Source organism: Streptomyces sp. LaPpAH-108 (genome assembly GCF_000373625.1).
Lineage (GTDB): Bacteria > Actinomycetota > Actinomycetes > Streptomycetales > Streptomycetaceae > Streptomyces.
Map to the genome: position 1 here is coordinate 915,343 of NZ_KB891993.1, position 11,691 is coordinate 927,033.

Genomic DNA, 11,691 nt, shown 5'->3' on the forward strand with positions numbered 1-11,691 from the left:
GCGGCGGGTATCCGCCTGGAGGCACAGGTGAAGAGCCCTGACACATCCCGCCACGCTCGCCTGGCAGCCCACGGCGCCGTTTCCACCTCGCTGGCCCTCCACAGTGATCGCCAGCTGCGCGAACTCATGGACAGCGCCACACCGGTCGGTTCCGGCATCGGCGGGGAAACGGTACGGCTGGAAGTCGGCGGAACCCCGGTCTTCGTCAAGCAGGTGCCCCTGACCGAGCTGGAGCGGCGGCCGGAGAACGTGCGCTCCACGGCGAATCTGTTCGGGGTGCCCTCCTTCTGCCAGTACGGGATCGGCAGTATCGGCAGCCCGGGGTTCGGAGCCTGGCGGGAGCTGGCCGTGCACATCATGACGACGGACTGGGTGATCGCGGGAGAGTACGAGGGGTTCCCGCTGATGTACCACTGGCGGGTGTTACCCGGGCCTGAACGGCCGCTCCCCCAGGAACTGGCCGATGTGGACCGGGCTGTCGCCTACTGGGGCGGCGATGCGGGCGTACGCCGCCGGATCGAGGCGCTTCAGCGGTCCACGGCGCGCCTCACGCTGTTCCTGGAGCACATCCCGCACAACCTGCACGACTGGCTGGGCGTCCAGATCGGGGCCGGTGACGAGGCTGCCCGGCGGGCCTGCGCCATGGTGGACGCCGAATTGCGAGCCGGTACCTCGTTCATGAGCGCGCGCGGACTGCTGCACTTCGACGCCCACTTCGAGAACATCCTGACCGACGGCCGCCGCCTGTACTTCGCGGACTACGGCCTCGCCCTCTCCTCCCGCTTCGACCTCTCCCGCGACGAGGCCGCCTTCCACGCCCGGCACCAGAGCCACGACCGCTGCTACACGGCCTCGTACCTGGTGTACTGGCTGGTCAACGCCCTGTACGGCTACGGCTGGGACGACCGCCTCGCACTGGTGCGCGCGTGCGCCGAGGGCGAGCGCCCCACGGGAATCCCGGAGGCAGCCGCAGCCCTCATCACCCGCCACGCACCACTCGCCGCAGTGATGTGGGACTTCTTCCGCAAACTCCAGGAGGAGGACCGCGAGACGCCCTACCCGCTGGAGGCGATCCGCCGGATCGGACAGCAGGACAGCCCACTCGAGGCGGCGACAGGGCCATAAGACTGCCGCTGTCAGTGGCCCCGCATACGGTGCCCCCGTGAACGGATCGAACCCACCCGGCACGTTGCTGCCCCTCCTGGCCGCCGACAAGGAGGTCATCGCGTTCTTCGCCGAGGTCGCGGACCTGGACGCGACGGACCCGGCCTCCCACGAACTGGAGGACGGCGTACGGCTCGCCTCCGGAGCCCGGCTGGAGCAGTTCGCGCGGGCGGGGTCGGGCGACGCGTACTGCTTCGTCGGCGAGGGCGGCGAGGAACGCCCCGTGGTGTACGTGAGCCTCGACGGCGAGGCCGGGCCGCTCGCGGTCGGCCTGCCGGAGCTGGTGCGGCTGTGTCTCGTGCCGCCGTGGTGGCGCGACGCCCCCGGCCGGACGCCCGCCCAACTCCGGGCGGTCGCCGACGAGTACCGGGCGGACCTACCCGACCTCGACCACCGCCGCGACCACGCGACCCGGGCACTCGGCCTCGACCCGGCCGAACTGCCGTCGGAGGCAACGGCGTTGGACCGGCTCGTGAACCTCTCCCGTGGACCAATGGCAGCGGCCTGTCGTGTCATCGGCCACGAGGGCGACCCACTCGACCCCCTCTTCGCCCCCGCGCTCTCCCCCGCCTGAGAGGACCCCGCCGCCGCGCGTCGCGACCGGGCCACCCCACCCCAACTGGCCTTGGACGCCCGGTCGTCCAGCGCTCTAGGGTCTGCGCCATGCGCATTCGAATCGTGGACGCCTTCACCGATCTGCCCTTCACCGGGAACCCCGCCGGGGTGGTCCTCCTGGACGACGTGTTTCCCGACGACGACTGGCTGCAGAACGTCGCCGCCGAGGTGAACCACCCCGAGACCGCGTTCGCCCACCGGCTGCCGGAGGGCGGTGAGGCGGACTGGGCGCTGCGGTGGTTCACTCCGCGCACCGAGGTCGCCATGTGCGGGCACGCCACGCTGGCCACGGCCCACATCCTGTACACCACGGGCACGTTCGAGGGGCCGGTACGGTTCGCCACCCGCAGCGGGGTGCTCACGGCCACCCCCGGCGACGACGGCTGGATCACCCTGGACTTCCCCACCTCCCCGCTCACCGAGGTGGCCGCCCCGGACGGCCTCACTCGCGCGCTCGGCGCGGACCCGGTGACCGTCTACGACACCGGCGCCGAAGTGGGCGATCTGCTGGTCGAGTTGGCGGACGAGAAGGCCGTACTGGAGCTGTCCCCCGACCACAAGGAACTCGCCGACTGTTCCACGCGCGGCGTGATCGTCACCGCCCGCGCCGAAAACCCCACCCTCGGCTGCGACTTCGTCTCCCGCTGCTTCTTCCCGAACGTCGGCATCGACGAGGACAGCGTCACCGGCAGCGCTCACACCGCCCTCGCCCCCTACTGGTCCGGCCGCCTCGGCCGCGACGACCTGACCGGCCTCCAGGCCTCCCGCCGCACCGGCTACGTCCGCACCCGCCTGCGCGGCGACCGCACGCTGCTGATCGGCCGCGCGGTGACAGTGATCGAGGGGGAACTGCACGCGTAGGCACGTCCGTTGGGCATGCCCGCGCAACCGACGGCCTGAGCGGACGGCATCGGCTCAGGCCGCCGCCCGCTCAGGCCGTCGGCAGCCAGCCCACCTTGCCCGCGAGCAGGGCGTAGCCGACGAAGGCGCCGATGTCGAGCAGGGAGTGGGCGACGACCAGCGGGCCGACGCGGCCCCAACGGCGGTAGAGCCAGACGAAGACCACGCCCATGACCATGTTGCCGATGAAGCCGCCGATGCCCTGGTAGAGGTGGTACGAGCCGCGCAGGACCGCGCTGGCCACCAGGGCGGTACCCGGTGTCCAGCCCAACTGCCCCAGCCTGCGCAGCAGATAGCCGACCACGATCACCTCTTCGAGGACCGCGTTCTGCAGGGCGGACAGCACCAGCACGGGAAACTTCCACCACACGTCGGGCAACGCCTCGGGCACCACGGTGAGGTTGAAGCCGAGGCCCCGTGCGGCGAGGTAGAACGCGATGCCGGTACTGCCGATCACCGCCGCGACCACCGCGCCCCGCGCCAGATCGGACCACGGCCTGCTGCGGTCGAACCCGATCACCCGCAGGCTCTTGCCCTCGCGCTGCAACAGATGCGCCACGAGCAGCACGGGAACCAGCGCGGACGCGATGCCGAACAGCTGCCAGGCGAGGTCCAGCCAGGGACGCCCCGGCGCGGCGGAGGCGTTGAGCGTGGCCGCCTGGTCCTTCAGACCCCCCGGCTCGGTCACCGACCCGACGAAACTGATGAGCGCGGACACCCCGCTCGCCCCGAGCGAGAGCGCCAGCACGAGCAGGGTCTCGTCCCGCAGCATCCGCCGCGGATTCCGCTCCCGGGGAAGGGACTCGGCCACCGGTTCAGCCTCCACCTGCGCTCGACCTCAGACGACCCACCGGCCCCCTGCGCACCTACGTCCCGCAAGGATCGCAGAAGCGGGCAGCCGAGCCGCGCACAGGGTCACGTACGGCGTACCGCCCCGTGAGCCGGGCACGACCGACGTACGCCGGGGCGGGTCACCCCGGGGCCATAGCGCGGCCGATCCCCAACGCCCGCAGAGACGCCCCGGGGGCGTAGTCGGGCCCGACCGACCCCGCCGTCCCCGAGACACCCAGCGCTTCGGACCTCCACCGCACACGTCGCTCCCGGGCACCGGCATGAGCCGCCCTGGCAGCCCAGCGCCACCCCCGTCGAGAACCCGAGCACAGCGGCCGTGACCGACTGGTCGCCCCGGACCACCGACACGGTCGGACTCCACCACCACAGACCTCAGCAGCACCCGGCACAGCCGACCTGGCCAGACCCCGCCCCGGCGCACCGGCGGGGCCGACCCGCCCGCCCCTCTCACCCGAGAAGCACCGGCACGGCCGGCCCCACCCCTCCCGCCACCTCAAAAGCACCCGACGCGGCAGACCCCACCGCCCCGGTCACCCCAGAAGCACCCCACACCTCAAGAACCACACCCCGCACAACCACCCCGCCAACCCCGCAGCGCGCCCCTCACCCCAGCGCCACCGCCGACGGCACCCCCACCGGCCACGTGTGCACCGGCTCCCCCGCGTGCATCAGCTCGCCGTACCGACGTGTCGTAGCCGCCAGGGCCGCCTCTCGGTCCATACCCCGTTCCAGGGCGCGGTGGAAGGTGGCCGCCTGCCAGGAGGCTCCGTTGACGCGGCGGCGGCAGCGTTCCTCGATGACGCCGAGGTAGAAGTCGCGGTCGGCGGGTTCGATGCCCCAGGCGTCGAGGCCGGAGGAGGCCAGGGGGAGAAGTTCCTCGCGGACGAGCGTGACCGCGTCGATCTCGCCGACGCCGCCGTAGCGACCGCGCCGGGGCCAGACGAAGCGGGCGTCGATGCCGTACCGGCAGGCCGCGTCGAAGTTGGCCTCGGCGGCGGTGAAGGGGAGCCGGGTCCACACGGGGCGCGATTCCTCCGCGAGGGCGCGCACCAGGCCGTAGTAGAAGGCCGCGTTGGCGATCACGTCGGTGATGGTGGGCCCGGCGGGCAGCACCCGGTTCTCCACGCGCAGGTGCGGGACGCCGTCCGCGATGTCGTAGACGGGCCGGTTCCAGCGGTACACCGTGCCGTTGTGGAGGACGAGTTCGGCGAGCCGGGGGACACCGCCCGCGTCCAGCACCTCCAGCGGGTCCTCGTCGTCGCAGATCGGCAGCAGCGCCGGGAAGTAGCGCAGGTTCTCCTCGAACAGCTCGTACGCGGAGGACACCCACCGCTCGCCGAACCAGGTCCGCGGCCGTACCCCCTGCGCCTGCAGCTCGGGCGGACGCGTGTCGGTGGCCTGGAGGAACAGCGGCGGCCGGGACTCGCGCCACAGCTCGTGTCCGAAGAGGAAGGGCGAGTTGGCCCCGACCGCGATCTGGGCCGCGCTCGCGACCTGCGCCGCGTTCCACACGTCCGCGAACCGCCCCGGCGTGACCTGGAGATGCAGCTGTACGGAGGTGCACGCGGCCTCGGGCACGATGGACCGGGAGGTGCACCGCAGGTGCTCGACCCCGTCGATGTCGAGCCGGAAGTCCTCACCGCGCGCGGCCACGATCTGGTCGTTGAGGAGGGCGTACCGGTCCACCTCGGAGAGGTTCGAGGAGACCAGGTCGTCACGGCCGAGCGTGGGCAGGATGCCGATCATCAGGATCCCGGCGTCGACCTCACCGGCCTTGCGGTCGGCATAGGCGAGGGACGTGCGCAGTTCCTCCGCCAGCCCGTCGAAAACGCGCCCGCCCAGCCGGTGCGGTGCTATGTTCACCTCCAGATTGAACATGGCGAGTTCGGTCTGGAAATCCCGGCTGGCGATCCGCTCCAGAACCTGACCGTTCAACATTCTCGGCAGGCCGTCGGCCCCGGCGAGATTCAATTCGATCTCCAGCCCCATGAGGTTCTTGGGCCGGTCGAAACGCCTCTCTGCCAGCAGCCGCTCCAGTCCCGCCAGGCACTTCTGGAGCTTTTCGCGGTAGCGCCCGCGATCGGACAGGTCGAACGACCCTGCCACGACCTTCTCCCCCATGCAAATATCCCTCCTCGGACGGGCGGCCCGAGGGTCCGGCCGCCGGGCTCACCGGTCCGGGCTCCCCGGATCAGGTGGGATGATGCCCAGCGGAAGCGATCCATAACGCCGCATCCGGCCTCGTCGCCCGTTATTCTGTCGTGGTGTCCTGCGGCACATTCACTGGGCATACCGCAGCACGCACCTTCGGGTGCCCAGATCGTCTCGTGAAAAACGCCGACGACATTCGGCCGACCGCGTGACACGCGGAGCACGAGGTCAGCGGCGCGGACCGCCCGGGAAATCGGGAGGAATACCGCAGATTCCCGGCCGGATATCCGCTTGTTCCGATCACCGGAATCCATTAGCCGAAACACCACCTGAACACGTGTCGTATAAACTTCGCGAAGAAGGCCGAAGGTTGGCGCCCCGGTATCGGTTTCCGACGCGTTCCCACCGTGTTCCCGCCGTCAGGTGACGGACGACGGGCCTCAGCCACACCCGCGTCCACCGCTCCGGGCCCCCATCTCCCAGGCCGCCCACCTGTGAGCAGACAGCGCCGTCCGCCCTACCCTCCTCGCGCCGCCGCGCCTGTCGAACGAGAGGCGACCCACCATGCCGCTGCACGTTCCCCCTGCCCCCGCGCCCGCACTGCGCACCGTCCTCACGGCCCTCGGTTCCCCCACCGCGGTACGTGAGGCCCGCACCCCCTCCCTGCGCGCAGCCCAGGGACCTGTCACCCCCGAACTCCCGCTTGCCGTGCACGTGTTGGACCACGCCACCGACCCGGGTCCGGCCGCGACCCGGCTGGCCGGCTGGCGCTTCCTGATCCGCTCAGGCGACCACGCCGTGGCCGCCGCGGACACCATGCTGACCCCCGACGGCTGGGCCTTCTCGCGCTTCTTCGAGGGCCCCTACCTGCCGTCGACCGAACGCGCGCTCCAGCAGGCGGAGACCCTGCAACAGCCGTACCAGCCACGCCTGTTGTCCGTGCCCGGCCTCTACATGCTCACCCTGTGGCTGCACGGCGACATCGCGGCCGACCCGGCCGAGGGCCTTCCGGCCGCCGACGATCTGCTGATCCCGCTCGCCCCGGCCCCGCCGGGCATCTCCGCCCATCGGCCGCACCGGGTCTCGGAGTTGCTGCCCGTCCTGACCCTCCGGGCGAACCACGTCCCGCTGCTCGGCTCCCCCGCCTGACCCGGCCGGAGCAGAAACCGCCGTACCCCGCTTCCGCGCGCCGGAAGCGGGGTACGAGTGTCTGCGGGCCGACGCCACGACCCGCAGGGAGCCCCCGGATCATCCCGGACCGCCCATGTGGACCATGCGGACTAGCCCCTTCCGGTGACTGCGAACCACCCAAAATGACAGTGCAGTTGGATTGAACCGTCCGCGTGGGTGACACGTCATCAACCTGTGAGAAGCGGTGCCGCGAAATCCCTGCGGAACGACCTCCGTGGGGCAACACTGGGTTCCGACCGACTCATTACGGGGGACGGACATGACCACGACAGAGCGAGAGATCCCACCCATGTGCCAGCACCAGCCGCCGTGCCCGCCAGCCGAGTCCGCCGCCCGCGAGTCCGCCCGCCTCGTGGCGCACCACCCGGAGCAGGGATGGAGTCTGCTGTGCAACGGCGTCCTGCTGTTCGAGGACACCGGTGAGCTGCTGCCCGACGGCCGGGTGATCGCGCCGCACCGCCCGCTCGGCGCGGACCATGTGATGACCGCCGCCTGAGCGGCACACCGAGCACCACCCGGGAGCCCGGCGGGGCGCCCGGCGATCCGAGGGGCCGGACGCACACAGACCAAGGTGCGCACCGGCCCCGACGCATGTCCGGGACCGGAACGCGACCCGACGGCCGGGCTCCCCTCTCGCCACCCCTCCCCGTCAGGGACCTGTCAGAGACACCCCGTCGGCTGGTCGGATCGCCCCGGTGGAGGTGGGATGGAAGGAGAGCCCCGCGCGCGGGGAGAGCCGTCACGAGGAACGGTGCTGTGATGCCGGGTTACGACGCCTCCGTCACCACCCGCGTGGTGGCCGGCGTGAGCGGGTCCTTGGGCAGTGTCGCGGCCCTGCGCCAGGCCACCGCGCTGGCCCGCCGACTGGGCGCCGAGCTGTGGCCCGCGCTCGCCTGGGAGCCGCCCGGCGGAGAACCGACCGCGCGCCGCGCACTCGTCCACGACCCGCTCCTGGAGGAGTGGCAGCGGCTGGCCGAACAGCGACTGGTCTCGGTCCTGGAAGAGGTCTTCGGACAGACAGGTCCCGGCTTCCCGCTGCACCCCGTCATCATCCGGGGCTCACCGGGCCGCGCGCTGGTGACCGTGGCGGACCGCGAGAGCGACCTGCTCGTCGTCGGCGCCGGGCGGCGCAAGCTGCGCCACCCCTTCTCCGGCCGGGTCTCCCGGCACTGCCTCGCCCACGCCCACTGCCCGGTCCTCGCCGTACCCCCCTCCCCACTGGAGTCCCAACTGGTCGCCGTCCACCGCCGCAACGCCTGGCACCTACGCATCGACACCCGCGAACTGTGACGCCGACCCGCACGGGGACGGCGTACTCCCCTTCCGCCACGCCCCCTCCCCCTCCGTACACCCACCGGCTGCGGACCCGCCCCGCCCAAGGCAGCATGGAATTTGTCGTACGAGACGCGTACGACACGCATGGACGACCTAGCCAGAGATGACGCTCGGTATCTGACCCGGGAGCGCGTCCCGCCTCTCCCCCGACCCCTGTCCGTCGTGCCCCGGTAGGCTCCGGGCCTCCACTTTTGCTGCTTCGCCACCACCAGTCGGGCCATTCTTAACGCAAGATTGACGCCCTCGGCTCCGGCAGGGCATGGGCCCTGGCGTCACTCTCCGCTTACGCTGGTGCCGCCGTCCGCGTGATGGCCGCAGAGAGCCGCAGAGAGCTGAGCCGCACCCCAGGAGCACGCCGATGGCCACGACCGAGCACCCTCCCAGTCGCCTGCGCGCCTGGATGCTTGAGGGGCTGTCCGACATGGGCAGGAGCGGCGGCCTGACCGGACCCCATGCCGAGCCGGAACCCCCGCACAAGGGGCAGCGCTGGTGGCGGGTGATGTGCCTGACCGGAGTCGACTACTTCTCCACCCTCGGCTACCAGCCGGGCATCGCGGCCCTGGCCGCCGGACTCCTCTCCCCGCTCGCGACCGTGGTCCTCGTCATCGTCACGCTGGCGGGAGCGCTCCCGGTGTACCGGCGGGTCGCGCAGGAGAGCCCGCACGGCGAGGGCTCGATCGCGATGCTGGAGCGGCTGCTCTCGTTCTGGAAGGGCAAGCTGTTCGTCCTGACCCTCCTCGGCTTCGCGGCCACGGACTTCCTGATCACCATCACCCTGTCCGCCGCCGACGCCTCGACCCACCTGGTGGAGAACCCGCATCTGACGAGCCTGCTCCAGGGCCATCAGATGCTGATCACCCTGCTGCTCGTGGCGCTGCTCGGCGCGGTGTTCCTCAAGGGCTTCCTGGAGGCGATCGGTGTCGCCGTCGCCCTGGTCGGCATCTATCTCGGGCTGAACGTGGTCGTGGTGATCGCGGGCCTGTGGCACGTCCTGACCGCCGAGCACGTGGTGACCGACTGGACCACCGCGCTGACCGCGCAGCACGGCAGCGTCTTCATGATGATCGGCGTCGCCCTGATCGTCTTCCCGAAGCTCGCCCTCGGCCTGTCCGGCTTCGAGACCGGTGTGGCCGTGATGCCGCACGTCAAGGGCGACGAGGGCGACACCGAGGAACGGCCGACCGGCCGCATCCGGGACACCAAGAAGCTGCTCACCACAGCCGCCGTGATCATGAGCTGCTTCCTCATCACCACCAGCCTCATCACCACGCTGCTGATCCCGGCACAGGAGTTCAAGGCGGGCGGCAAGGCGAACGGCCGCGCCCTCGCGTATCTGGCGCACGAGTACCTGGGCAACATCTTCGGCACGGTGTACGACGTCTCGACCATCGCGATCCTGTGGTTCGCGGGCGCCTCCGCCATGGCGGGCCTGCTCAACCTGATGCCGCGCTATCTCCCCCGCTACGGCATGGCCCCGCACTGGGCGCGCGCCGTCCGCCCGATGGTCATCGTCTTCATCCTGATCGCCTTCCTGGTCACCTGGCTCTTCGACGCCAACGTGGACAAGCAGGGCAGCGCCTACGCCACCGGTGTGCTGGTGCTGATCAGCTCGGCCGCCATCGCGGTGACCATCGCCGCGCACAAGGCGAAGGAGCGCGGCTGGACGATCGCGTTCGCGGTCATCTCCGCGGTGTTCCTCTACACGACCGTCGTGAACGTCATCGAGCGCCCGGACGGTGTGAAGATCGGCGCCTGCTTCATCGCGGGCATCATGCTGGTCTCGCTGCTGTCCCGGCTGGCCCGCGCCTTCGAGCTGCGCGTGACCAGCGTGACGATGGACCCGATGGCGGAACGATTCATCAGGGACATGGCCAGCCGGAAGATCCGGTTCATCGCGAACGAGCCCGACCAGCGCGACCAGGCCGAGTACCGCGACAAGATCGAGCAGATCCGGGCCGACAACGACATGCCCGAGCAGGAGGACTTCGTCTTCGTCGAGGTCAAGGTGTCCGACCCCTCGGAGTTCGAGTCCTGCCTCACCGTGCACGGCGAGGTCCTGCACAACCGCTACCGGGTGCTGACCGTCGAGTCCGCCTCGATCCCCAACGGCCTGGCCGCGCTGCTCCTCCATGTGCGCGACATGACGGGCCGTACCCCGCACATCTTCTTCGAGTGGACGGAGGGCAACCCGTTCGCCAACTTCCTGCGCTTCTTCCTCTTCGGACAGGGCGAGGTCGCCCCCGTCACCCGTGAGGTCCTGCGCGAGGCGGAGCCGAACCGGGCCCGCCGCCCGCGCGTCCACACGGGCTGAGGCTCCCCGCGCGGCAAGCCCCTCTCCTCGTCCACTCGGACCACGGCGCGTGACACGCGAAACCGGACCCGTGTGCCCCGTTCCCGACCTCTGGATTTATGGTGACGAACATGCAGTCATACACCATCGGCCAGGCGGCGCGGCTGCTCGGCGTGAGCCCCGACACCGCACGACGCTGGGCCGACGCCGGCCGCATGGCCACGCACCGCGACGAGTCCGGACGCCGCTTGATCGCGGGCAAGGACCTCGCGGCCTTCTCGGTCGAGCTGGCCCAGACGGGCGCCGCCGAGGAGGAGACCTCCTACACCTCGGTCCGCAATGCCTTCCCCGGCATCGTCACCGCCATCAAGCTGGGCGACGTCGCCGCCCAGGTGGAGATCCAGGCGGGCCCGCACCGGCTGGTCTCCCTGCTCACCCGGGAGGCGGTGGACGAACTCGGCCTGGAGGTCGGCATGGAGGCCACCGCACGCGTGAAGTCCACGAATGTCCACATTGACCGCATCTGAGCTTTTATCGGCATCTGGCCATAAACATGGCTTTACGCGAATTTCCGGACCGGACGAAAAGCGACTTTCGGGCCGGAAATCGATGAAAGAAATCTCACAGACCGGACATTGACGGCCCAGCCGTCCAGAACGTCACCAACGCCCCCGGAGCGTCGTTCGCGCAGCTCAGGAAGCCGCCACCGACGCGACCGGTGCGGGCGTGCCGAAGTGGTAGCTCCCGTCCACCCGGACCACCCTGATCCCGCTGATGTGCCGAGCGCCGCAGCGATCCTGGGGCAGCACCAATTGCGGACCCGCCGCGTCCAGCGAGGCACCGTCGATCGTGACCCCGAGAAGTACCGGAGCGTGTGCGAAATCGGGGTCGATCTCGGCCCATGACAACACTGCGTGATGCCCGTCCGTCCCTGTCACCGCAATGAGAAAGCGGAGTCGGTCCTTGCGCCGGGCCGGGTCGAAATGAGGGCCCGCGTCGGTGAGCACGTCGTAAAGGCGCGGCCCCGAAAAACGGTGCCGCTGAATGCCGCTCGTGGCGCATTCGAACGTCACGTCCGCCCCGTACTGCGGCCAGCCCAGCAGGTCCCGCACGGTCAGCCGGGCGGGTCTGGCCAGGTCACCGGTCATGACCCATTGCGCGAGTGACACCCTGCGACCACCTCCCAGGAATAC

General features: G+C 70.5%; 11 protein-coding genes. 8 read left to right on the top strand and 3 right to left on the bottom strand.

Annotation, left to right across the window (positions count from 1 at the left end; genetic code table 11):
- Positions 1-126: 126 nt before the first annotated feature.
- The 3 genes from B079_RS0115590 (at position 127) to B079_RS0115600 (ending at position 2,640) form a co-directional block, all read left to right on the top strand.
- Positions 127-1,125, top strand: a complete 999-nt coding sequence (locus B079_RS0115590) for a hypothetical protein (RefSeq protein ID WP_018546762.1) — start codon at positions 127-129, stop codon at positions 1,123-1,125.
- A 37-nt stretch (positions 1,126-1,162) separates the two neighbouring features.
- Positions 1,163-1,738: a hypothetical protein gene (locus B079_RS32140; protein ID WP_106432305.1), complete on the top strand. Its 576-nt coding sequence runs from the start codon at positions 1,163-1,165 to the stop codon at positions 1,736-1,738.
- 89 nt (positions 1,739-1,827) lie between these two features.
- Positions 1,828-2,640 (top strand): PhzF family phenazine biosynthesis protein, encoded by an 813-nt coding sequence (locus tag B079_RS0115600; RefSeq protein WP_026248737.1) that lies wholly within the window; start codon positions 1,828-1,830, stop codon positions 2,638-2,640.
- 70 nt (positions 2,641-2,710) lie between these two features.
- Here the strand turns inward: B079_RS0115600 and B079_RS0115605 are convergent, their stop codons facing one another.
- Positions 2,711-3,451 (bottom strand): CPBP family intramembrane glutamic endopeptidase, encoded by a 741-nt coding sequence (locus B079_RS0115605; protein ID WP_018546765.1) that lies wholly within the window; start codon positions 3,449-3,451, stop codon positions 2,711-2,713.
- Between the two features lie 683 nt (positions 3,452-4,134).
- Positions 4,135-5,652: a glutamate--cysteine ligase gene (locus B079_RS0115610; RefSeq protein ID WP_018546766.1), complete on the bottom strand. Its 1,518-nt coding sequence runs from the start codon at positions 5,650-5,652 to the stop codon at positions 4,135-4,137.
- Between the two features lie 594 nt (positions 5,653-6,246).
- Here B079_RS0115610 and B079_RS0115615 point away from each other — a divergent pair.
- The 5 genes from B079_RS0115615 (at position 6,247) to B079_RS0115635 (ending at position 11,025) form a co-directional block, all read left to right on the top strand.
- Complete coding sequence (locus B079_RS0115615; protein ID WP_018546767.1) at positions 6,247-6,831, top strand: hypothetical protein; 585 nt, start codon at positions 6,247-6,249, stop codon at positions 6,829-6,831.
- Positions 6,832-7,162: 331 nt separating this feature from the next.
- On the top strand, positions 7,163-7,369 hold the full coding sequence (locus B079_RS0115620; RefSeq protein ID WP_018546768.1) for a DUF5999 family protein: 207 nt from the start codon (positions 7,163-7,165) through the stop codon (positions 7,367-7,369).
- Positions 7,370-7,632: 263 nt separating this feature from the next.
- Positions 7,633-8,163 (top strand): universal stress protein, encoded by a 531-nt coding sequence (locus B079_RS0115625; RefSeq protein WP_018546769.1) that lies wholly within the window; start codon positions 7,633-7,635, stop codon positions 8,161-8,163.
- A gap of 403 nt (positions 8,164-8,566) precedes the next feature.
- Positions 8,567-10,519: an APC family permease gene (locus B079_RS0115630; protein WP_018546770.1), complete on the top strand. Its 1,953-nt coding sequence runs from the start codon at positions 8,567-8,569 to the stop codon at positions 10,517-10,519.
- Between the two features lie 110 nt (positions 10,520-10,629).
- Positions 10,630-11,025 carry a TOBE domain-containing protein gene (locus B079_RS0115635; protein ID WP_026248739.1) on the top strand — a complete coding sequence of 132 codons (396 nt, stop codon included), beginning with the start codon at positions 10,630-10,632 and terminating at the stop codon, positions 11,023-11,025.
- Positions 11,026-11,190: 165 nt separating this feature from the next.
- Here the strand turns inward: B079_RS0115635 and B079_RS0115640 are convergent, their stop codons facing one another.
- Complete coding sequence (locus B079_RS0115640; RefSeq protein ID WP_051095158.1) at positions 11,191-11,646, bottom strand: hypothetical protein; 456 nt, start codon at positions 11,644-11,646, stop codon at positions 11,191-11,193.
- Between the last annotated feature and the right edge of the window lie 45 nt (positions 11,647-11,691).

Bases quoted from the DNA above. Each gene is read 5' to 3' on its own strand.
- B079_RS0115590 (WP_018546762.1), top strand. From the start codon at position 127: ATGGACAGCGCCACACCGGTCGGTTCCGGCATCGGCGGGGAAACGGTA.
- B079_RS0115600 (WP_026248737.1), top strand. From the start codon at position 1,828: ATGCGCATTCGAATCGTGGACGCCTTCACCGATCTGCCCTTCACCGGG.
- B079_RS0115605 (WP_018546765.1), bottom strand. From the start codon at position 3,451: ATGCTGCGGGACGAGACCCTGCTCGTGCTGGCGCTCTCGCTCGGGGCG.
- B079_RS0115610 (WP_018546766.1), bottom strand. From the start codon at position 5,652: ATGGGGGAGAAGGTCGTGGCAGGGTCGTTCGACCTGTCCGATCGCGGG.
- B079_RS0115615 (WP_018546767.1), top strand. From the start codon at position 6,247: ATGCCGCTGCACGTTCCCCCTGCCCCCGCGCCCGCACTGCGCACCGTC.
- B079_RS0115620 (WP_018546768.1), top strand. From the start codon at position 7,163: ATGTGCCAGCACCAGCCGCCGTGCCCGCCAGCCGAGTCCGCCGCCCGC.
- B079_RS0115625 (WP_018546769.1), top strand. From the start codon at position 7,633: ATGCCGGGTTACGACGCCTCCGTCACCACCCGCGTGGTGGCCGGCGTG.
- B079_RS0115630 (WP_018546770.1), top strand. From the start codon at position 8,567: ATGGCCACGACCGAGCACCCTCCCAGTCGCCTGCGCGCCTGGATGCTT.
- B079_RS0115635 (WP_026248739.1), top strand. From the start codon at position 10,630: ATGCAGTCATACACCATCGGCCAGGCGGCGCGGCTGCTCGGCGTGAGC.
- B079_RS0115640 (WP_051095158.1), bottom strand. From the start codon at position 11,646: ATGACCGGTGACCTGGCCAGACCCGCCCGGCTGACCGTGCGGGACCTG.